The sequence below is a fragment of the Phyllobacterium sophorae genome, assembly GCF_003010965.1.
Taxonomy (GTDB): Bacteria; Pseudomonadota; Alphaproteobacteria; order Rhizobiales; family Rhizobiaceae; genus Phyllobacterium; species Phyllobacterium sophorae.
The window spans coordinates 297,796-317,967 of record NZ_PGGM01000002.1; the positions used below are offsets into that span (position 1 = coordinate 297,796).

The window sequence follows — 20,172 nt, forward strand, 5'->3', positions numbered from 1 at the left end:
ATGACCCTGCACCACATCACAAGCACGCGCCGCTCCTTCCTGGCAGGTGCTGGTTTAATCATCGGTTTTTCGCTCGCACCAAAGATTTTTGCGGCAAGGGCCTTCGAAGGTATTCAGGCGGGAGGGGGTGAAGCGCTTTCGACGATGAATGCCTTCGTGAAGATCGGCACCGATGACACAGTGACTGTGCTGTCGAAGCACATAGAGTTTGGTCAGGGCCCATTCACGGGACTTGCCACCATCGTAGCAGAAGAGCTCGATGCCGACTGGAGCCAGATGCGGGCTGTTCATTCGCCGGCCGATGACAAGATCTACGCCAATCTCGCATTCGGTCTGCAAGGTACCGGTGGTTCCACGTCGATTGGCAACTCATATGAACAGCTTCGAAAAGCCGGCGCGACGGCAAGGGCAATGCTCGTCTCGGCGGCCGCCGAAGAGTGGGGTGTTCCGGCGAGCGAAATAACGGTGGAACATGGCCGCATCAAACACGCCGCATCGGGCAAGGAAAGCGGGTTTGGTGCATTGGCGAGCAAGGCTGCCAAGCAACTCCCCCCTGCCGAGCCAAAGCTGAAGGATCCCCAGAACTTCACGCTCATCGGCAAGGAACTTCCAAAGCTCGATACCCTCGGCAAGACGAATGGGACAGCCGTTTTCACGCTCGATATCACTGCAGACAATATGTTGTATGCCACCGTTGCGCATGCTGTACATTTCGGGGCGGCGGTCAAATCCGTCGATGATGCGGAGGCTCGCAAGGTCCAGGGCGTAGTCGATATCAGACAGGTACCCCAAGGCGTGGCCGTCTACGCTGACAACACGTTTGCGGCGCTGAAAGGTCGTGAGGCGCTGAAAATCGAATGGGATCTCTCCAAAGCCGAAACTCGATCAAGTGACGAGCTTGCGGCCGATTACGCTAAGCTTTTCAACGAGAAAGGTCTCGAAGCGACAAATACCGGCAATGTCGAAAGTGCATTCACCGGCAATGGCGTGCAAACGTTGGAGGCAGAGATCACCTTTCCGTTTCTCGCCCATGCGCCCATGGAGCCGCTCGACGCGGTGTTCATCAAGGCCGCCGATGGATCGGTTGATATCTATAATGGCGCCCAGTTCCCGGGAATGGACAAAAACACTGCAGCAAAGGTGCTCGGTCTCGATCCTGGGAAAGTGCGGGTGAATACGCAACTTGCGGGCGGGAGCTTTGGCCGCAGGGCACAATTCGGGTCGCCCTACATCCAAGAGGCGGCGGCGGTTTTCGGAGCCACTGACGGCAGCCGTCCGGTCAAGCACATGTGGACACGCGAGGACGATATTCGCGGTGGCTTCTACCGGCCCATGTATGTTCACAAGATGCGTGGTGCGATAGACCCGGACGGGCGGATTATCGGTTGGGACCAGGCAATTGTTGGTCAATCGATCTTGGCAAAAGCTGACCTGGATGAAAGTTCGGTCGAGGGCGCTTCCAACTTGCCCTACGTAATTCCCAATTTGCGCGTCATTTCGCATAATACCACGCTTGCCGTGCCCCCGCTCTGGTGGCGTTCGGTCGGTCACACTCATACGGGATTCGCTGTCGAAACCTTCGTCGATGAATTGCTTGAGAAAGTGAACAAGGATCCCGTGGAAGGCCGGCTGGCGCTCCTGACCAGGGAGCCGCGACATATGGCGACACTGAAGAAGGTTGCCGAAATGGCGGATTGGGGTTCGCAGGTTCCGGAAGGGCGCCAGCGCGGCGTTGCGGTGGTAAAGAGTTTCGGGACTTATGTGGCGCAGATTGTGGAAGTATCCGTTGCCGACGACGGCACTCCCCGGGTGCATAAGGTATGGTGCGCTGTCGATTGCGGAGTGGCAATCAATCCCAATGTTATCACGGCTCAGATGGAAGGAGGTATCGGGTACGGTGTCGGGGCAATCCTGTTTGATGCGATTACACTCGGCGAAGGCGGCAAAATCGTTCAGTCCAACTTCCATGATTACCGCTCACTGCGCATCAATGAAATGCCCGCAGTCGAAGTCGCAATAATCCCCTCAACCGAAAATCCGACCGGTGTTGGCGAACCTGGGGTACCTCCGGTGGGGCCGGCAATAGCCAATGCATGGCGACGGCTTACGAATAGTCCGGTTCGGCGTCTGCCGATCGTAAGTGTCCTTTCCGCATAGGAGATGCACGCTATGAGACGAAATATCGCCTTCATTTCCATTGCGCTGTGCCTCGCCGTCAATGCGGCAGTTGTGGCCACCAATATTTCATTCGCCCAAGACAAGTCGGTGCCGGAGAAAGATAGTCTAAAGCCGGCGTCGGCATTCCAATCTATTTCTGATGAAAAACAGCGGTCTGTCGCCCTTTTCGAAGAGGCAGGGAAAGTCATCCAGCATCCGCGATGTGTAAATTGCCATCCGGTGGGTGACCGGCCATTGCAGGACATTGCCATGCATCCGCACCAGCCACCCGTCTCGCGCGGTGAAGCTGGCATGGGGCTTCCCGGAATGACCTGTAACACTTGTCATGGGGCTGAGAACGTTAAGGTCGTCGGCCAAGCGGAGACGATCAAGAGCATTCCTGGCAATCCCAATTGGCATTTGGCACCGATTGAAATGGCTTGGGAGGGCAAAACCCTAAGTTACATCTGTAAACAGATCAAAGATCCGCAGCGCAATGGCGGCAAATCGCTGGACGGCATCATTGAACACATGGCGCACGACGACCTTGTCGGCTGGGGCTGGAGCCCTGGTGAAGGCCGCGAACCGGTTCCGGGGACACAGAAGGCGTTCGGAGAACTGATCCAGGCATGGATTCAAAGCGGAGCCGCATGCCCATCATAGTTGACCGATCCTGTTAGGCTTGTTCTCATGCTAAAGTGAATCGTCAATGACTGCCATTGCGTCAACCTCGAGAAGGTAATCGGGTCTGGACAATGCGGCTACTCCCACCAGCGTATCGGTTGGCTTGTGATCTCCGAACAACGAAATTCGCCCTTCCTCAATCATGGCCAAGTGTTCGCGCTTATAGTTGGCCACAAAGATTGTGAGCTTTGTCACTTGCTGTGGCCGGGCGCCGGCCGCGGCAAGCGCCCGTCCGATGTTGGCAAACACCTGGCGGGCCTGGGCGGTCATGTCGCCGGAGCCAACAACATTGCCTTCACGGTCCTCAGCTACCTGTCCAGCGATGAAAACCAGCCTGCTCCCCGTGGCAACGATCGCATGGCTGTAAGTGAGAGGGGTAGGTATGTCGGTAGGATTGATACATTTCAATGTCATTGATCTGGTCTCTCGCGTTCAAGACAACTCTGGATGATTTGGCTCTTCCGATTTCGACTGCCGGTTTCAATTTGCGGCGTGTTATCGCGTGCCGTCGCAACTCGGCGTGATCGGCGGGTGCCTCCCGGTGGACAGTTTCACCGTTACGGATTATGACGATCCGACCGTTGTACCCGAACGTTTTTCGCTGTCTTGGTGCGGCACACTTGGCTGCATTTTAGGGCCAAATAAGTGGAAATGGTCAAGAACAGCTTTGAGGGGCAGCCAAACGGACATTTTGGAACTGACGGCAAGTGATTGAAAACTCGAAAAAACGCAACGATTACAGCGACAGCCGCTTCGCAGTGGCGCCGATGATCGATTGGACCGACCGGCATTGCCGGACGTTCCATCGACAATTCACACGCCATGCCTTGCTCTATACCGAAATGGTGGTTGCAGATGCGGCGATCCATGGAAATCGCGAGAGAATTCTAGGATTTGCAGAAGACGAACATCCCGTTGCCCTGCAACTGGGTGGGTCCGATCCTGCAAAACTGGCAGAAGCCGCGCGCGTCGGCGAAGCCATGGGTTATCAGGAAATCAATCTCAATGTCGGCTGCCCATCTGACCGCGTTCAATCGGGCACGTTCGGAGCTTGCCTCATGCAGACGCCGGGCGTCGTTGCTGCATGTGTGCACGCAATGAAGCAGGCAGTCGCACTTCCGGTGACAGTCAAGTGCCGTATCGGCGTGGACGATCAGGATACCGAAGTGGCTCTGGATGACCTTGCAGGCGCCGTGTTCCAGACCGGTGCCAATGCGTTGTGGGTACATGCGCGCAAAGCGTGGCTCAAGGGCCTTTCACCGAAGGAAAACCGCGATATTCCGCCGCTGGACTATGATCGCGTCTATCGCCTGAAACGGCAAAATCCGAATCAATTCATCGGGATCAATGGCGGTATTCAGACGCTCGATGAAGCGGTTAAGCATTTGAATCATGTAGACGGCGTTATGCTTGGTCGCGCTGCCTATCAGAATTCGATGCTCCTCCTCGATGTCGATACGAGAATATACGGCGACGATGGCGCATCGGCCTCGATCGGCGCCATCATCGACCATATGTGCGACTATGCGGATGCCCACATCGTGCGTGGCGGCCGGCTTTCTCATATCACCCGGCACATGGTGGGCATGTTTCACGGCGCTGCGGGTGCGCGTCGCTGGCGGCAAATTCTCTCGACCGAAGCAAATCAGGCCAATGCCACGAGCGCTGTGATCCGTCGCGCCTTTGAGGCAATCCAAACCACTCCAGCTGAAGAAGCGGCTTAATCCGACAGGACCAGGCGGTCGCCGCGCACGGAAAACCCGCTGAGCGTATTCAGAAAATTCATGCCGAGCAGACTGCCGGCCATCCGGCCGTCCTCGGTAACCATTGCGCGGATATTGCGCCGTTCGATGGCACCGATCTTGATGCTGTCCAACGTAACATTCGCGGCCGTTGTCATGCCATTGGCGGTCATGATCGGTGTTCTGTAGGAGAGCTTGTCCGGATTGAAACCGGCCCGGCGGGCATCGTCAGCCGAGAGCACGATTGAGGATGCACCGGTATCGATCATGAAGGGCACGGTTGCCCCATTCACTTCACCCCGAACCTCAAAATGACCATTATCTGCCTTGGCCAATGTCACGGTGACCAGACCATCGCCATTGCTGTTGGAGATGGGGCTGCCGGGAATCAAACCCGCTGTAATGCGGTGGCCGACGTCCTGCAATTCATAGCGATATTGATAACCAGCGACGAGGGCCAGAATGATGATGATCCAGATCGCGATGCTGCGCAGGAAGTGGCTGAGCGGTATGCCCGAGCCGAGGAGGGCGGAGGCAAGGACAATACCCCAGATACCCATATAGGCGAGGCGGGCAAAATCGTCATTGGCCATGCCCAGCGTCGAACCGCTATCGCTATTGGCCATCAGCAGAAGGAGAGTGCCGCCAATGAGTGCGATGATGATCCAGAACAGGCGGCTCATGGTTTGATCATACCTCCTGCTGTTTTTCGCGTGCCATCCGGTTTCGCCGAGTTTCGCGGCGTGGACGCCGCTCGACAGTTTCAAGCCGGGCAGGCAGGCCCGCCATGATGGCGCGGCGATTCTCAGGTGACATGATCGACCAGGCACCAATTTCGTCGCGCGTGCGCCCGCAACCAAAGCAAAAGCCCGTTTTCATATCGATCGCGCAAACAAGAATACAGGGTGACTCGATGATGCTCATGGCACAGATTTGGTACGGTTAAAGCGCAATGACAAGCCCGAGCAGAAGTGAAATCGTCGTGAGTTGTTGTATGGCGCCCAATGTATCTCCCGTCTGTCCGCCCAGCTTCTCCCGGCATAGCCGTGAAAAACCAAGGAAAACGAGTGCGGTCAGAACTGCGGCAATGATGACGGCCGTTAGTCCGCCGGCGGTGCCATAGCTGATCGCAAGGATGACTGCGCCGAGGAAAAAGGCAAAATTGGTGTCTTCGGCACTTGGGATTCCTGCCCGGTCAGCGACACCGCCGGCCCGCGCGGATGGCAGGCTCTGCCAGAATTTGACTAGTGCGGCCCGGCTGCCGGCTTCCGTTCCAACAATGATGATCACTGCCTGGAATGGTCCAACTTCATCGACGATCGTGGCCAGCAGTGCTGTTCGCAAAAGGACACTGACGATCAGGGCGAGCGTGCCGTAGGAGCCGATGGACGAGTCCTTCATGATTTCGAGCCGTCGCTCTACCGAATTGCCGCCGTAGAAGCCGTCGGCGACATCGGCCAGCCCGTCCTCATGCAGCGCGCCGGTGGTAACGATCAAGGCCACAATCACAAACAAGGCGGTGGCCATTTCAGGCAGATCGAGCGTAACCGCGACGAGCAAAATGATCGACGCGGGCAGGGCGATGATCATGCCTGCAAGGGGAAAGCCGCGGACTGTATCATGGAGAGAACCGCTGTACCCGGCGAACCAGTGCGGCGAGACGGGCAGTCGCGAGAGAAAGGCCAGCGCCCGCATCGTCTCCTTGACCAGTTCCATATTGAAAAACCTCTGAATCGAAGGGTCGCGACACTCTGTGCCGTGTGTTGACCTTTGCCTTTTCTCTTCCAGCGCTTATAGGACGGAGGTTCCTAATTTGCCATGAAGACTTGATTGCAAGGGATATCATGACCACTGGCCTGCCGTTTGACGATTTTCGCACTCTGATTGACACATTGCCCGGACCTGACGAGGCGGCTGTTGCAGCCGTACGCAAGCGCGATGCGACGCTGACAAAGCCGCCCGGCGCGCTGGGACGCATGGAAGAGATTGTCGAATGGCTTGCCGCATGGACGGGCCGGGCCAAGCCACAGGTCACACGTCCTCTGGTGGCGGTCTTTGCGGGAAATCACGGTGTTACTGCGAAGGGCGTTTCGCCCTATCCATCCTCGGTGACGGCGCAGATGGTCGAAAATTTTGCTGCGGGCGGAGCAGCCATCAATCAGATCTGCATCGCCAACGACCTCGGCCTGAAGATCTTCGATCTCGCGCTCGAATATCCGACTGCAGACATCACCGAGGAAGCGGCAATGGACGAAAAGACCTGCGCGGCTACAATGGCTTTCGGCATGGAGTCTATCGCTGGCGGCACGGACCTCCTCTGCATCGGTGAAATGGGGATCGGTAACACAACGATCGCAGCCGCGATTTTCCACGCGCTCTATGGCGGTACAGCGGAAGATTGGGTCGGACCTGGCACAGGATCGAACAGCGAAGGTTTGAAGCGCAAGGCCGATGCCGTTCGTACTGCAGTCGCGCTGCACGCATCACATCTGAAGGATCCGCTGGAAGTCCTGCGGCGTCTCGGCGGCCGTGAAATAGCGGCCATGGCCGGTGCAATCCTCGCGACACGCGTGGAAAAAATCCCGGTAATCATTGATGGCTATGTCGCGACGGCCGCGGCTGCGGTTCTGCATGCTGCCAAACCCGACGCGATCGATCATTGCCTGTTCGGGCACGTCTCAGCGGAGCCAGGTCATCGCAACGTTCTGGAAAAGTTGGGCAAAAAGCCGCTTCTCGATCTCGGAATGCGGCTTGGCGAGGGCACGGGTGCCGCGCTGGCTGCGGGCATTGTCAAGGCAGCTGCGCTCTGCCATAGCGGCATGGCGACGTTTGATCAGGCGGGCGTCAGTAACCGCGACTGAGACGGTAAAAGCCCGCAGAAGCGGGCTTTTTTCTTGAGTGAGTTAGAATTCCTTGCCGATCTTCGCATCGACCGAGTAGCTGCTGGCGCCGCGAATGACGAAGAAGAAAAGGATCGCCGTCCAAAGGATCGACTTTTCCGCACCGCTCCAGCCTTGTCCCTGGACAATACCGTGGAAGTAGATGGTGACGGCGAGGATAATCGTCGTGGCAAAAGCGGCCGGGCGGGTGAGCAGTCCGATGGTCAGTAGAATGCCGCCCACGAATTCGGTCACGGACAGCAGCGGAGACCAGAACACGCCTGGATAGAACCCCAGGCCTTCGACCATTCCCACAGCACCGAAGGGGTTCATGATTTTTCCGGAACCATGTACAATCAATGCGATGCCGGTTATCACGCGCAGTATCGTTTCCGAGAATTCGCCCAGATTGCTATAAATGTTGCCGAGGGCAGGGATGACCAATGGCCGATTATTTCCATTTGCGTTCATTAATACATTTCCCCAATCAAATTGTTGCCCTGCACGGAGCAATGCAGTGCTGCTAAATAACGAGCAAATAACAATAAATTGAAGTTGAGTTTTTCAGGCGGCTTTTTGCTGAACGGGTTTCTTGGGACTTGCCGGCGTCGCTTGAATGACGCGGCTGCGCGGGAATGTCGCCAGTGCTTCCGTGCCCTCACGCAGCTTGGAGAACAGGTGGAATTCTCCATCATGGATATGAACAAGCGCTTGCACAATGGGGAGCCCAAGGCCAGTTCCCTGTTCGGCGTTCTTGATGGCGATCGATCCCTGTCCAAAAGCCGAAAGCACGATCGGAATCTCCTCGGGCGGGATGCCGGGACCATTGTCACGAACGGAGATGTATTGCCCGCCGCCTACGGTCCATCCCACCTTCACATAAATCTTGCCATTGGGCGGAGTGAATTTCACGGCATTGGCCATGAGATTGAGCAGGATTTGACGGATTGAGCGCTCATCGGCGTTAAGCAGCAGCATTCCCGTCTCAAACTGTGGAATAAGAGTGATGTCCTTGTTGCGTGCCTTCAAATTCATCATGTGGATGCATTCATTGGCGATTTCGGCCAACAGCAGGGGTTCTTCCTTGATCGTGTATCGCCCGGCCTCGATGCGGCTCAGATCGAGGATCTCGTTGATGAGATTGAGCAGATGTTCGCCGGATGCATGGATATCGCTGGCGTATTCCCGGTAAGTCCCGTTCTGAATGGGACCGAGCACTTCCTTGGCCATGACCTCCGAGAATCCGAGGATGGCGTTGAGCGGCGTGCGCAGTTCATGGCTCATGGAGGCGAGGAATCGTGATTTTGCCAGGTTGGCTTCCTCTGCCCGCCGCCTTCCTTCGTCGGACATGGCGTTGGCTGTTTCGAGCTCGGCGATCAACGCGTCTTTCTCGGCCTGAAGCGCCAGGGTAACCGCAACGGACCGGTTAAGCCGGGTCGCGACCAGATAGAAGAAAGCAAGCCCTGCAAACAGCATGGCGACCATCACTGCCATGAGGGGGGTATCCATGTGATTGGATGCGAGGAGTGTATAGGTGATCACCGGCAGTGTGAACGCGGCCAGGACCGCGGCGCGCATGGCCGATGCAACGACAGCGGTAATGGCCATGGCAAGAATGATCACTACCGCCTTGATAACCGGAAAAAGGCCGGCGCCACAGGCCGGGCAATCGAGGTAAGCGAAATAGGCCCAACCTATGCTGGTCATGAAATGACCGCCGAGATAGATCATCTGCCATTGCCGGATGTATTCGTTGCCAATGCCTCGTTTTGCCAGGCGCCGCGCCAGTAGGCCAAGTACACCGTAGAGACCTATCGTAAAGCCCGCCCACAGCACGATGCTCTTGCCAAGGCCTGCAAAGACGCCGATGACTGCGATCATCACAATCAAGAGCGGGATCGTTGCCGCATTGACGATGAGCGCCCGGGTGTGCATGAACAGCAATTCGCGTTCGAAATGATTGATGCCAGAACGCTCCATCAGGCGGTCGCGGGCGCCGCGCATGAGCTTCGACAGATCCTTGTTGCGCGGCAATTTGCGGCGATCAACAATATTTTTGTCTGCACTGGTTGCGTCGAGTAGTGCCATGCGCCTCGTTCCAGATGGCCTTAGGGCGTAAACGCATGGATAGAATACCGTCTCGATTCTATCTATAAGTTCACGAGCTGATCTGCACTTGTGGCAGCATTGCATCGCAAGCCTATTCATAAATGATTAATGGAGCATCAAATCGAATGGGAAGAATCGAATCGATTCTGGAAATTTGAGGCAATTCATGGCGCATTGTAATCCCGTGCATCACCGATGAGCAGAGGCTATCGCAGCTATCGCCGCAGATGGCGGCGTCCGGTATCGGCGCCGCGCTCGTTTGGCCGGAGGGTGCTGGATTTTGTGTTGATGGCGATCTTTTTTGCTTTGGTCGCCTTACTTGTTGCCAAGCTCAACCAGCGGGAACCAGTGGAGCCTCTTGTGGGCAAAGCCTACGTTATTGACGGCGATACGATCTCGGTTTCCGGGAACCACATTCGCCTCAAGGGTATTGACGCGCCGGAACTTGCCCAAAGTTGCGGCAATGCATCAGCGCCGAATACCTGTGGTCAGGCCTCCCGCCAAGCGCTAATCCGGCTGATCGGCGGCAAGCCGGTCCAATGCGCGGAAGACGGGCGCGACAAATATAATCGAAGGCTTGCAACCTGCTCCGCCGGTGAGCTCAACCTCAACCGGGCAATGGTCGAGGCGGGACAGGCCGTCGCTTATGGCGACTATCATGATGCGGAGACGCAGGCTCGCGGCGGCAAGAAAGGCTTGTGGGGCACAACGTTTGAGATACCGCAGGATTGGCGCAGGGAACACGAGAAGGAACTACTCGAGCTGCCACAACAGCAACCCAATCGCCCGGCAGACTTGATCGAACAATTGTCTGGATGGATCGGTCGCCTACTGGGAGGAATTCTGTGAAGCTTTATGATGGGGGCCGCGCGCCCAATCCACGCCGCATACGCATATTTCTGAACGAAAAAGGCATTGAAGTGCCGCTGATACCGGTCGATATGGCCGCTATGGGGCACAAATCTCCGGAGATCACAGCACTCAATCCATTCCAGCGCCTACCGATACTCGAACTCGATGATGGCACAATCCTCACTGAGTCCGTCGCAATCTCGCGCTATTTCGAGGAGCTCCACCCAGAACCTGCCTTGTTTGGTACAGGCGCGGTTGGCAAGGCACAGGTTGAAATGTGGAACCGCCGTGTGGAGCTTTATCTCCTCGCGGCCGTTACAGCCGCCTTCCGCCACACACACCCGGCGATGGCCGAATGGGAAATACCGCAAGTTCCCGCATGGGGTGAGGCGAACCGCTCAAAGGCCGAGGCTTACATGAAGATCATGGATGACCAACTCGCGAGGAATGAATTCATCGCCGGCAGCGCGTTTTCGATTGCCGACATCACGCTACTCGTGGGGGTCGATTTCCTGAAGCCAGCGAGAATCCAGATACCCGAGGAACTCATCAGCCTCCGCCGCTGGCATGGCGCCGTCTCGAACCGCCCGAGCGCCAAGGCGTGAACCTTGACAAATTCGCTGTTACTCGCTGCTTTGTCTGCCGAAATAGAGACCTGCCGTATTTGCCGGGAGGCGCCGCGTTACGGTTCGCCCTTGCCGGTCGAACCGAATCCGGTCTGCGTCGTGTCTTCAACCGCGCGCATTGTCATTTGTGGGCAGGCCCCCGGCATTCGCGTCCACAATACCGGTTTGCCGTTCAATGATCCTTCCGGGGATCGGCTGCGTGCCTGGCTCGGCGTCGGTAGGGACGCCTTCTACGATCCAAACAAGTTCGCCATCGTGCCCATGGGATTCTGCTTTCCAGGTTATGATGCGCACGGCGGCGATCTTCCACCCCGGCGGGAATGTCGCGAGACGTGGCATGATCGCGTGTTTCAATCCATGCCACAGCTCGAACTCATCCTGACGATCGGCCAATATGCACAGGCCTATCATCTCGGCCGTCGCCGTAAGCGCAGCATGACGGATACGGTCCTCAACTGGCGCGAATATTTCGAAGTGGACACCGGCCCGTCCATTCTGCCCTTGCCGCATCCCTCCTGGAGGAACAACGTCTGGTTGAAGAAGAATCCATGGTTCGCGCAGAACGTTCTACCAGTCGTGCAGGAGAAGGTCAGGATTCTAATTTCCCAGACATCTGGATGAAATTTTTTTCAGATTTGCAAAGATTGGAATAATTTTCTTGTACGCAAGTTGATTATCGGACCATAAAGTATCCCATTCCACAGGGATGACAAACATGGACAGACTCGACCGAAAAATTCTTCGCCTCCTCCAGGAAGATGCAACGCTTGCGGTGGCAGATGTCGCCAAGAAAGTCGGCCTTTCGACGACTCCATGCTGGCGCCGTATCCAGAAGCTGGAAGAGGATGGCGTGATCCAGCGCCGGGTCGCGGTTCTGGACCCGGTTCGCGTCAACACGCGGGTGACCGTTTTTGTCTCGATCCGCACCGGGTCGCACAGCAATGAGTGGCTGAAGCGCTTCTCCGAAGTTGTGCAGGAATTCCCTGAAGTGGTCGAATTCTATCGCATGAGTGGCGACGTCGATTATCTCCTGCGCGTTGTCGTGCCGGACATTGCCGCCTATGACGCAGTCTACAAGCGCCTTATCACAAAGATCGACATTCGCGATGTCTCGTCTGCCTTTGCCATGGAGCAGATCAAATACACGACCGAACTGCCGTTGGATTATATGAGTATCGAGAAAGAACCGGCCTGAGAATAATCAGGCCGGCGCCGGCGATTGTTTATTTCTCCAGCCGCGCCAACAGGGACGATGTATCCCAGCGATTGCCGCCCATGATTTGCACATCCTTGTAGAACTGGTCGACCAAGGCAGTAACCGGCAGCTTGGCGTTGTTGCGATTCGCTTCTGCGAGGCAAATCCCCAAATCCTTGCGCATCCAATCGACGGCGAAGCCGAAATCATATTTCCCGGCATTCATGGTCTTGTGGCGATTTTCCATCTGCCAGGAGCCGGCTGCGCCCTTGGAGATGACCTCGATGACCTTCTCGATATCAAGTCCCGCTCTCTTGCCGAAATGAATACCTTCCGCGAGGCCCTGGACCAGGCCGGCAATGCAAATCTGGTTGATCATCTTGGTCAGTTGCCCGGCACCGGCTGGCCCCATCAGGCCGACCATCTTGGCAAACGACTCAATGACCGGCTTTGCCATGTCAAACGCATCCTGTTCGCCGCCGACCATCACCGTAAGTGCGCCATTTTCAGCGCCTGCCTGACCACCGGAGACCGGGGCGTCGAGAAAGTGGAAACCTCTCTTGCGCGCTTCCGCGTCGAGTTCGCGTGCGACTTCTGCAGAGGCGGTCGTGTTATCGATGAAAATCGAGCCCTTCTTCATCGAATGAAATGCGCCGTTTTCGCCTGTTGTCACTGCACGCAGATCGTCGTCGTTGCCAACGCAGGAAAAGACGAAATCCTTGCCCGCTGCCGCCTCTTCCGGAGTTGGTGCGTAAGCGCCCTTGAACTCCCCGGCCCACTTTTTTGCTTTCTCACTGCTACGGTTGAAGACCGTAACGTCATGGCCGCCGCGTGATTTGAGATGACCTGCCATCGGGTATCCCATGACGCCAAGACCGATAAAAGCGAGTGTTGCCATTACATAGTTTCCTCTGTCAGATAGGACATAGTGTTGAGTATCCGGATCGGGGGACGTTAGGACAATGCGGCGGATCATCAAAGGCCTATTGTGGATTGTTTTCTCCCTCATCCCCATCGCCCTCCTTGGGTCGGTTCTCGGCTACGTCTGGCTTGCACGCTCGGTCGCGCCTGCAACCGGTGAAATGACGCTTGCGGATCTGTCTGGGGCTGTCACGGTCACCCGTGACAAGAATGCGGTGCCGCACATCAGTGGCAATTCGGTTGATGACGTCCTGATGGCCCTCGGTTTTGTGCATGCGCAAGAGCGGCTTTGGCAGATGGAAGTGAACCGGATGGCCGGGCAGGGCCGCCTGTCCGAGCTTTTCGGGGACAAGACTGTCTTCACCGACCGCTTCATCCGGTCAATTGGTCTCTACGAATCCGCGGAAAGCTCCCTTGCGGCGCTGAACGATGCGGACCGCAAGAAAATTGATGCCTATGTGCATGGAATCAATGAATTTATTGCCAGTGCAGGCCCGACATTTGGCTCCAAATATTCGCCGGAGTTCGTCGTCCTCGGCCACAAGCCCGAAAAATGGGCGGCAGCAGATGTGATTGTAACGTTAAAACTGATGTCAGTGACACTGGCAGCCAACATCGATGACGAAGTGTTACGCCTGAAATTTGCGCGCCTTGGCATGAACGACGCGGAGATTACCGACTTGCAGCCGCCAGTGCCCGCCGACACGCCGCCGCCCTTGCCGGATTTGCGTCAGGTACTCGGCTTGCCAAGCGGTACCCTCAAGGCCGGAGCCGTCGAAGCCGAAAAACAGTTTGCGTCGCTGAATGAATTCATGGCCACCGGTGCGTCGAACAATTGGGTTGTTGGTGGGGCGCGAACCGAAAGCGGAAAGCCGATTCTCGCCAATGATCCGCATCTTGGACTGACGGCACCCGGAATCTGGTATCTCGCGCATCTTCAAGTCAAGAATGCTGATGGTACCTCAAGGAATCTCGTCGGGGTGACCTTACCGGGTGCACCGCTGGTCCTTCTCGGTCGAAACGACAAGTTGGCCTGGGGTTTTACGAACACCGGCGCGGATGTTCAGGATATTTTTATCGAAAAGATCAACCCCGCTAATGCGAACGAGTATCAGACGCCGCAGGGCTTCCAGCCTTTCGAGAAGAAGAACGTAGCGATCAAGGTGAAGGGCGGCGATACCGTCAATTTCGAGCGAATGGTCACGCGCCACGGCCCGGTCTTGCCCGCTGACTATCGCGGGCTTGACCATTATTTACCTGACGGCACCGTCGCCTCGTTGTCCTGGACAGCCTTGGCTGGTGACGACACGACCGTTTCCGCAGGTCTGAAGCTGTGGGATTTTGCCAATGTGTCTGACTTCCAGAATGGTATGCGTGATTTCATCACTCCGATGCAGTCGATCGTCATTGCCGATGTGGAGGGCAATATCGGGTTGATTGCACCGGGGAGAGTGCCTGTCCGTGACCCGGCCAATCAGATCATGGGTCGCGCCCCATCGCCGGGCTGGGACGCGACATATGACTGGAAGGGCTTCATTCCGTACGAGGGATTGCCTCGGGTCTACAACCCCGCTGAAAATGTGCTGGCGACAGCGAACACAAAGATCGTGGATGCGGCTTACCCGCATTTCCTTACCTTTGATTGGGACGAACCCTGGCGGTTCGAGCGGATCAAGACACTTGTATATGGCGCGAACGAGCAAACGCTGGCAACGAACGGCAAGGTGCAAGGTGATGCGTACGACAATGCCTATGCAGTATTGCTCCCGGTTATGCTCAAACAAGTCGGCGGCCGCAATGATGTAGATCTGGACGTCGTCAAGCAGTTGAGTGCGTGGAACTTCGTCGAAGACCGGGCCCGTGCCGAGCCCTTGCTTTTCAGTGCATGGCTCAGGATGGCGACAAAGCGAATTCTGGAAGATGATCTCGGTGACGCCTTCCCGTCATTCTGGCAGGGCCATGTTGGCGCCATGTTGCGCTGGCTCGGTCCAAATCCAGCGCGTGATTGGTGCGATGATGGCCGCACGCCGGAGAAGGAGAGTTGCGGCGACATCCTTGCATTGGCACTTGGCGACGCGGTCAAGGATCTGGAAACGCGTTTGGGTTCTGACCGCTCGAACTGGAGTTGGGGCAAACTGCATTATGCCTATGGCGCCCACCGGCCGTTTGCGCAGGTCAGCCCGCTTGACCAGCTTTTCAACGTCACGGTGCCGGCGTCAGGCGGTGCGTTCAGCCTCGATCGGGGCAAATCTTCCTTTACCGACGAAAACAATCCCTTTCGGGTGACCCACGGTACGAGCTACCGCGGCCTGTTCGATCTCGCCGATCTCGACCGGTCGACTTATATCCAGACCACGGGTCAATCGGGAAACGTATTCTCAGCCAACTATCGTGATTTTGCTCAGAAATGGGCGAACACCGAAGCAATCTCCATTCCAACTGGCGAGCGGGCCTATGAGGAAGGTCTGCTAGGGGTGTGGCGCCTGAAGCCAAAAAACTAGGAGAATGCCGCTCAGGTGAGGGGGATCATCACTGCCTTCTGAAATGCCGGGCGCTCTTTCAGCCGCTCATACCACGTAACAAGATGCGGGTGATCCGGCCGCTCGATAGGCATTTCCAACCAGGCATAGGCAAAGCAGCCAAGGGGAATGTCGCCCACACCGAATTTTTCACCGGACAGGTATGGCTGCTGGGCAAGGGCGGCATCAACGATCGCAAACAGCCTGCCGCAGTCCTGAATGCCCTTTTCCTTGGCCGCATGATCCTGTTTGTCAGGTGTCAGGCGCACAACATTCCAGAAGACGTCGCGGAAGGGGGTGGCGAGCGTGGACGTCGCCCAATCCATCCACTTTTCCGCCTTTGCTCTCGCAGCGGCATCTTCGATGTGGAGCGTCGCTTCGCCATACTGCGCAACAAGGTAGCGCACGATTGTATTGCTTTCCCAAAGCACCAGATCCTTGTCTTCCAGCGTTGGCACCAAGCCATTCGGGTTCATCGCGCGATACTCGGGATCGGATACGATGCCGAATGCACCCCCAGCTGGACTGTTCTCGTAGGGAACGCCCACTTCTTCGGCAGCCCAGAGGGCTTTCTTGACATTGTTCGAGTTTGTCCGGCCCCAGATCTTCAGCATGGTTCGGTTCTCTTTTCGTGGATTTGCAATTAGCGAATCAGGTGGCGCGTAATGCGGCGCTCCATCCAATCCCATAGATGCCGCAGTATTTCCACCAGAACCAGATAAATGATTGCTGTCCATAGATAGGTCTGGAAGTCAAACGTGCGCGAATACGCAAGTTTTGTATAACCCATGAGGTCATAAACCGAAATCAGGGCGACAATCGCCGAGCCTTTGATCATCAGGATGACTTCATTCCCGTAGGGCCGCAAAGCCACGATCAAGGCCTGCGGCAGAATGATTTTCCAGAATGTGACCGCTTTGGAAATCCCCAGCGATGCGGCTCCTTCCCATTGTCCCAAGGGAACGCTGCGGATGGCGCCTCGCAAAATTTCAGCCTGATAGGCGGCGGTATTGAGTGCGAACGCCAACAGGGCGCAAAACCAGGCTTCGCGGAAGAATACCCACAATCCAATCGATTGCAGCTCTTTATTGAATGAACCGACCCCATAATAGATCAGGAAAACCTGGGCGATCAACGGCGTCCCGCGGAAGAAATAGACGTAGAAATAAGCAACCGATGAAATGATACGGTTATTGCTCAAGCGGCCCAATACGACCGGAATGGAAAGCACCGCGCCGAGAATGATTGAGCTACCCACAAGGGTGATCGTGGTTCCGAGGCCGGAAAGGTATGTGGGGCCGTATTTCCTTACGAGATCGATGTTCCAGGCACTGTAAAGGTAGACCAGCAGCCCGAGAATGAGGGCGGCCCAGACTCCGACGAGTATGTGCCCGATCACGCGTGATCGCGTCCAGCCTTTGGGTGGCGCGGGCGGACGCAAAACGGTCGGGGTCCGTGCGTTGATGAAGCTCTCGGTCATCGCTTTGCCCCGCTTTTGGCCGACCATCGGTCAATGCCATCGATTACAAAGGATGACAGGATGGCAAGCACGAGATAGATCATGCAGGCCGTGCCGTAGAACAGGAACGCGTGTTTTGTAACACGTGCGGCAACTGAGGTCTGGCGCAATATATCGGCAAGTCCGATCGCGGAAACGAGGGCTGTGTCCTTGAGCAGGATCATCCAGAGATTGCCCAGTCCAGGAAGCGCTATCCGGATCAATTGCGGCAGGATGACCTTGCGCATTGTCTGGCCGTAGGAGAGGCCAATAGCATAACCGCCCTCGTACTGACCTTTCGGAATGGCGCGGAACGCCGAGAGGAATACTTCGCTGGCATAGGAGGAAAAGACCGTACCCATCGCGAACATGCCGGCGATGAATGAATTGATCTCGATCGTACCTGTGTAGCCCAGGAGCTGGCCCAGCTTCTGGATACCAATCTGACCGCCGAAATAGACCAGGAACAAAGTCAGAAGTTCGGGTAATCCGCGGAAAATCGTCGTATACATATTGGCAGCAAGCTTGACCGACGGTTCTTGCGATTGCTTGCCGAGAGCGACGAAAAAGCCGATAGCCAAGCCGACTGGCAGCGTTGCAAGGGCCAAGCTGACCGTTACGAGAACACCGCTGGCAATGCTAGGGCCCCATCCGCCTTCGCCAAAACCAAGTAACGCTATTGAGCCTTCCATAGGCAACTTTCATGTTTCGCGGGCCATTCCCCAGGGCTCTTTATTCGAGCCAACCCGTCATTTTTGAAGTTCGTGTTGTGAATGGCGGTCGCCCGCCATCCACATATTTAACAAGTCAGATCAATCGGCTCAATCTTCGCCGCCGTAAACGTCGATCTTGAAGTACTTGTCGTTGATTTCCTTGTATTTTCCGTTCTTGCGGATCGCAGCAATCGCCGTGCTGAACTTGTCAGCCAGGGCGGTGTTGCCCTTCTTCACAGTCACACCGGCACCCGGACCATGGATCGCAACGTCAGGTTCGAGCGTTCCCAGGAGCTTGCAGCATGCGCCGGCTTCGCTGTCGAGCCACTGGCCGAGAACGATCACGTCGTCCATCGCAGCGTCGATACGACCATTCGCCATTTCGAGTTTATACTCGTCTGCCGTCGGATACATCTTGATTTCGGAGCCGCTATATTTGGCTTCGGCAAAGTTCGAGTGGCTGGTGGAGGCCTGAACGCCAAGGGTCTTGCCCTTTAGCGCTTCCGGAGTGATGTCCTTGATGTCGGAATCCTTCGGGACGACGATGGCAGGCGGAGTATTGTAATATTTCTTCGAGAAATCGACCTTTTCCAGACGTTCTGGAGTGATCGACATCGACGCGATTATGGCGTCGAATTTACCGGCCTGCAGAGCCGGGATCATGCCGTCCCAATCCTGGGTCACGAAGGTGCATTCTGCCTTCATCTCTTCGCACAGAGCCTTGCCGATATCGATGTCGAAGCCTTCCAGCTTGCCATCTGGCGTCAGGTTATTGAACGGCGGGTAGGCACCTTCGGAGGCGATTGTAAGCTTAAGGGCGTCCTCTGCGTGAGCCGCACCCATGGTAAAGGCAAGGGCCGCAGCGGAAATCGCGAGTGCGAGACGCTTGGTGATACGCATTTATTTGAACCTCTCTTTTATGGCCCGGCTGTTCCCCTGCTTTTTTGGACAGCCTTCCGGGCAAGTCGCAGTTTTACTGCTCCTGACGCGGATATTCCCACTAGTTTTGAGCCAAAAGCAACTGTGAATCGTGCGCCTCCGGACGAATCTGGAGGGTAAAAACATACAATTATTATTGCTCTTATACTTTTGTTGCGCACGTTTCGGTGGAAACGTCATTTTCTGACGCGGCCGTCAGGAGAGCCCTGTCTCGCGCTCGACGAGGTCGGCCAGGCCGGTGATATCATCAAGGTCGTAGACGGGGATTTTCTCCCCGGCCAGGAGATGGTCGCTGGCGATCGCTACGATTGCCGCATCGTTCAACGCCAGGCGCTCTCCGGATCTCCCCTCGAGCCTTCTCGTCTCGATCTTCTTGTGATGTTCACGCTTATAGCCTTCGACGAGCACAAGATCACAAGGAGCAAAGCGTGCAATAATTTCAGCCAGAGAAGGCTCTTTTTCCTCGGCGAGTTCATGCATCAGCGCCCAGCGCTGATCGGACACAATGGCGACTTCACCCGCACCTGCTTTGCGGTGGCGGTACGAATCGGTGCCCTGCTTGTCGATATCAAAATCATGATGGGCATGTTTTACCGTCGATACCTTCCAGCCTCGTCGCGTCAGTTCACTGACGAGCTTGACCGTGAGTGTGGTCTTTCCCGAGTTCTTCCAGCCGGTGATACCGAAAATCCTGTGCATTCCGGATGTCATTGTAGTGCGGTCCATCTTTGCCGGGCGTCGGCAATATCCTGCGGCGTGTTGATGTTGAAAAATGGGTCGAACAAGGCGCCCGACTGTGTTGTCACAATCGGAAATTCCGCGATCTTGTGCGGATGCCCTTCGATCCAGGCAACGACACGGCGATTTTTGGCGTCGCTTAGCCAATGGCGAAGGTCAGTTCTGAGAAAGACGGGCCACAGCCCAAAGACCGGATGAAGCCTGTCGCCGGACGCGGCAACGCCGATGTGGCCGGGCGTTTCGGCGATGGAGCGCCGAAGTGTGCGAACAAGATCATCGGGAAAGAACGGGCTGTCGGCGGCTACAGTCAGGATGTGCGAAAATGGCGTCGGCTGCCTATTGGCCCATTCCATTGCGGCCAGAATTCCGGCGAGCGGGCCGGCAAAGCCGGAGATGTCGTCCGGTATCACCGGCAGGTGCAAATCTGCAAAATGCTCGGGAGCGCCGTTGCTGTTCAAGGCGACGATGTCGATCTGGCGGGACAGGCGTTCGAGTACATGGTCGATCAGGCGGCGGTCGCCGAACGGCAGCAGCGCTTTGTCCTTCCCCTCCATCCGGCGCGATTGTCCGCCTGCCAATATGATACCCGCAATCCGCACC

General features: G+C 56.3%; 22 protein-coding genes. 9 read left to right on the plus strand and 13 right to left on the minus strand.

What is annotated here, in order from left to right; genetic code table 11:
* Both CU103_RS05355 and CU103_RS05360 read left to right on the plus strand, forming a co-directional pair.
* The gene (locus tag CU103_RS05355; protein ID WP_106662904.1) at window positions 1-2,157 is read left to right on the plus strand and encodes a xanthine dehydrogenase family protein molybdopterin-binding subunit; all 2,157 of its coding nucleotides are present in this window, start codon (window positions 1-3) and stop codon (window positions 2,155-2,157) included.
* Window positions 2,158-2,169: 12 nt separating this feature from the next.
* Window positions 2,170-2,820, plus strand: a complete 651-nt coding sequence (locus CU103_RS05360) for an Isoquinoline 1-oxidoreductase subunit (protein WP_106662905.1) — start codon at window positions 2,170-2,172, stop codon at window positions 2,818-2,820.
* A 30-nt stretch (window positions 2,821-2,850) separates the two neighbouring features.
* On the opposite strand, the gene CU103_RS05365 is transcribed toward CU103_RS05360, so the two are convergent.
* Window positions 2,851-3,255, minus strand: coding sequence for a RidA family protein (locus CU103_RS05365; protein ID WP_106662906.1), 405 nt, complete (start codon window positions 3,253-3,255; stop codon window positions 2,851-2,853).
* Window positions 3,256-3,548: 293 nt separating this feature from the next.
* On the opposite strand from CU103_RS05365, the gene dusA reads away from it, so the two are divergent.
* A complete protein-coding gene (gene dusA, locus CU103_RS05370; RefSeq protein ID WP_162707060.1) occupies window positions 3,549-4,565 on the plus strand; it encodes a tRNA dihydrouridine(20/20a) synthase DusA in 1,017 nt (338 codons plus the stop codon).
* On the opposite strand, the gene CU103_RS05375 is transcribed toward dusA, so the two are convergent.
* The 3 genes from CU103_RS05375 to cobS are packed head-to-tail and all read right to left on the minus strand — an operon-like array spanning window position 4,562 to window position 6,299.
* On the minus strand, window positions 4,562-5,266 hold the full coding sequence (locus CU103_RS05375) for a TIGR02281 family clan AA aspartic protease (RefSeq protein ID WP_106662907.1): 705 nt from the start codon (window positions 5,264-5,266) through the stop codon (window positions 4,562-4,564). The two genes, dusA and CU103_RS05375, sit on opposite strands and share 4 nt — an antisense overlap.
* Window positions 5,267-5,273: 7 nt before the next feature.
* Window positions 5,274-5,507 carry a DUF1289 domain-containing protein gene (locus CU103_RS05380; RefSeq protein ID WP_106662908.1) on the minus strand — a complete coding sequence of 78 codons (234 nt, stop codon included), beginning with the start codon at window positions 5,505-5,507 and terminating at the stop codon, window positions 5,274-5,276.
* An 18-nt stretch (window positions 5,508-5,525) separates the two neighbouring features.
* On the minus strand, window positions 5,526-6,299 hold the full coding sequence (cobS, locus tag CU103_RS05385; protein WP_245448619.1) for an adenosylcobinamide-GDP ribazoletransferase: 774 nt from the start codon (window positions 6,297-6,299) through the stop codon (window positions 5,526-5,528).
* Window positions 6,300-6,424: 125 nt separating this feature from the next.
* On the opposite strand from cobS, the gene cobT reads away from it, so the two are divergent.
* Window positions 6,425-7,444 carry a nicotinate-nucleotide--dimethylbenzimidazole phosphoribosyltransferase gene (cobT, locus tag CU103_RS05390; protein WP_106663308.1) on the plus strand — a complete coding sequence of 340 codons (1,020 nt, stop codon included), beginning with the start codon at window positions 6,425-6,427 and terminating at the stop codon, window positions 7,442-7,444.
* A 42-nt stretch (window positions 7,445-7,486) separates the two neighbouring features.
* Here cobT and CU103_RS05395 read toward each other — a convergent pair whose 3' ends face one another.
* On the minus strand, window positions 7,487-7,933 hold the full coding sequence (locus CU103_RS05395; RefSeq protein WP_106662909.1) for a DoxX family protein: 447 nt from the start codon (window positions 7,931-7,933) through the stop codon (window positions 7,487-7,489).
* A 93-nt stretch (window positions 7,934-8,026) separates the two neighbouring features.
* Window positions 8,027-9,550, minus strand: coding sequence for a sensor histidine kinase (locus tag CU103_RS05400; RefSeq protein WP_106662910.1), 1,524 nt, complete (start codon window positions 9,548-9,550; stop codon window positions 8,027-8,029).
* Between the two features lie 309 nt (window positions 9,551-9,859).
* Here CU103_RS05400 and CU103_RS05405 point away from each other — a divergent pair, with 309 nt between their 5' ends.
* From CU103_RS05405 to CU103_RS05420, 4 genes are all read left to right on the plus strand, one after another.
* Entirely contained in the window at window positions 9,860-10,420 is a 561-nt protein-coding gene (locus tag CU103_RS05405) for a thermonuclease family protein (RefSeq protein WP_162707061.1), read from the plus strand.
* Window positions 10,417-11,028, plus strand: a complete 612-nt coding sequence (locus tag CU103_RS05410) for a glutathione S-transferase (RefSeq protein ID WP_106662912.1) — start codon at window positions 10,417-10,419, stop codon at window positions 11,026-11,028. Before CU103_RS05405 ends, CU103_RS05410 begins: the two co-directional genes overlap by 4 nt.
* A 3-nt stretch (window positions 11,029-11,031) precedes the next feature.
* Window positions 11,032-11,670, plus strand: a complete 639-nt coding sequence (locus tag CU103_RS05415) for a uracil-DNA glycosylase family protein (protein WP_210203711.1) — start codon at window positions 11,032-11,034, stop codon at window positions 11,668-11,670.
* Between the two features lie 94 nt (window positions 11,671-11,764).
* Window positions 11,765-12,244 carry an Lrp/AsnC family transcriptional regulator gene (locus CU103_RS05420; RefSeq protein ID WP_099998570.1) on the plus strand — a complete coding sequence of 160 codons (480 nt, stop codon included), beginning with the start codon at window positions 11,765-11,767 and terminating at the stop codon, window positions 12,242-12,244.
* 28 nt (window positions 12,245-12,272) lie between these two features.
* Here the strand turns inward: CU103_RS05420 and CU103_RS05425 are convergent, their stop codons facing one another.
* The gene (locus CU103_RS05425; RefSeq protein WP_106662913.1) at window positions 12,273-13,142 is read right to left on the minus strand and encodes an NAD(P)-dependent oxidoreductase; all 870 of its coding nucleotides are present in this window, start codon (window positions 13,140-13,142) and stop codon (window positions 12,273-12,275) included.
* Window positions 13,143-13,206: 64 nt separating this feature from the next.
* On the opposite strand from CU103_RS05425, the gene CU103_RS05430 reads away from it, so the two are divergent.
* Window positions 13,207-15,666 (plus strand): penicillin acylase family protein, encoded by a 2,460-nt coding sequence (locus CU103_RS05430; RefSeq protein ID WP_106662914.1) that lies wholly within the window; start codon window positions 13,207-13,209, stop codon window positions 15,664-15,666.
* 11 nt (window positions 15,667-15,677) lie between these two features.
* On the opposite strand, the gene CU103_RS05435 is transcribed toward CU103_RS05430, so the two are convergent.
* The 6 genes from CU103_RS05435 to mobA form a co-directional block, all read right to left on the minus strand.
* Window positions 15,678-16,298, minus strand: coding sequence for a glutathione S-transferase family protein (locus CU103_RS05435; protein WP_106662915.1), 621 nt, complete (start codon window positions 16,296-16,298; stop codon window positions 15,678-15,680).
* Between the two features lie 29 nt (window positions 16,299-16,327).
* Window positions 16,328-17,164, minus strand: coding sequence for an ABC transporter permease (locus CU103_RS05440; RefSeq protein WP_106662916.1), 837 nt, complete (start codon window positions 17,162-17,164; stop codon window positions 16,328-16,330).
* Window positions 17,161-17,874, minus strand: a complete 714-nt coding sequence (locus CU103_RS05445) for an ABC transporter permease (protein ID WP_106662917.1) — start codon at window positions 17,872-17,874, stop codon at window positions 17,161-17,163. The genes CU103_RS05440 and CU103_RS05445 overlap by 4 nt, the downstream gene beginning before the upstream one ends.
* Before the next feature lie 129 nt (window positions 17,875-18,003).
* Window positions 18,004-18,795, minus strand: a complete 792-nt coding sequence (locus CU103_RS05450; protein WP_106662918.1) for an ABC transporter substrate-binding protein — start codon at window positions 18,793-18,795, stop codon at window positions 18,004-18,006.
* A gap of 234 nt (window positions 18,796-19,029) precedes the next feature.
* Window positions 19,030-19,545 (minus strand): molybdopterin-guanine dinucleotide biosynthesis protein B, encoded by a 516-nt coding sequence (mobB, locus tag CU103_RS05455; protein ID WP_106662919.1) that lies wholly within the window; start codon window positions 19,543-19,545, stop codon window positions 19,030-19,032.
* Window positions 19,542-20,171: a molybdenum cofactor guanylyltransferase MobA gene (gene mobA / locus CU103_RS05460; RefSeq protein ID WP_425350565.1), complete on the minus strand. Its 630-nt coding sequence runs from the start codon at window positions 20,169-20,171 to the stop codon at window positions 19,542-19,544. The genes mobB and mobA overlap by 4 nt, the downstream gene beginning before the upstream one ends.
* Between the last annotated feature and the right edge of the window lies 1 nt (window position 20,172).

Coding starts and splice junctions, on each gene's coding strand:
- CU103_RS05355 (WP_106662904.1), top strand. CDS start 1: ATGACCCTGCACCACATCACAAGCACGCGCCGCTCCTTCCTGGCAGGT.
- CU103_RS05360 (WP_106662905.1), top strand. CDS start 2,170: ATGAGACGAAATATCGCCTTCATTTCCATTGCGCTGTGCCTCGCCGTC.
- CU103_RS05365 (WP_106662906.1), bottom strand. CDS start 3,255: ATGACATTGAAATGTATCAATCCTACCGACATACCTACCCCTCTCACT.
- CU103_RS05375 (WP_106662907.1), bottom strand. CDS start 5,266: ATGAGCCGCCTGTTCTGGATCATCATCGCACTCATTGGCGGCACTCTC.
- CU103_RS05380 (WP_106662908.1), bottom strand. CDS start 5,507: ATGAGCATCATCGAGTCACCCTGTATTCTTGTTTGCGCGATCGATATG.
- cobS (WP_245448619.1), bottom strand. CDS start 6,299: ATGGAACTGGTCAAGGAGACGATGCGGGCGCTGGCCTTTCTCTCGCGA.
- CU103_RS05395 (WP_106662909.1), bottom strand. CDS start 7,933: ATGAACGCAAATGGAAATAATCGGCCATTGGTCATCCCTGCCCTCGGC.
- CU103_RS05400 (WP_106662910.1), bottom strand. CDS start 9,550: ATGGCACTACTCGACGCAACCAGTGCAGACAAAAATATTGTTGATCGC.
- CU103_RS05405 (WP_162707061.1), top strand. CDS start 9,860: ATGGCGATCTTTTTTGCTTTGGTCGCCTTACTTGTTGCCAAGCTCAAC.
- CU103_RS05420 (WP_099998570.1), top strand. CDS start 11,765: ATGGACAGACTCGACCGAAAAATTCTTCGCCTCCTCCAGGAAGATGCA.
- CU103_RS05425 (WP_106662913.1), bottom strand. CDS start 13,142: ATGGCAACACTCGCTTTTATCGGTCTTGGCGTCATGGGATACCCGATG.
- CU103_RS05430 (WP_106662914.1), top strand. CDS start 13,207: ATGCGGCGGATCATCAAAGGCCTATTGTGGATTGTTTTCTCCCTCATC.
- CU103_RS05435 (WP_106662915.1), bottom strand. CDS start 16,298: ATGCTGAAGATCTGGGGCCGGACAAACTCGAACAATGTCAAGAAAGCC.
- CU103_RS05440 (WP_106662916.1), bottom strand. CDS start 17,164: ATGACCGAGAGCTTCATCAACGCACGGACCCCGACCGTTTTGCGTCCG.
- CU103_RS05445 (WP_106662917.1), bottom strand. CDS start 17,874: ATGGAAGGCTCAATAGCGTTACTTGGTTTTGGCGAAGGCGGATGGGGC.
- CU103_RS05450 (WP_106662918.1), bottom strand. CDS start 18,795: ATGCGTATCACCAAGCGTCTCGCACTCGCGATTTCCGCTGCGGCCCTT.
- mobB (WP_106662919.1), bottom strand. CDS start 19,545: ATGACATCCGGAATGCACAGGATTTTCGGTATCACCGGCTGGAAGAAC.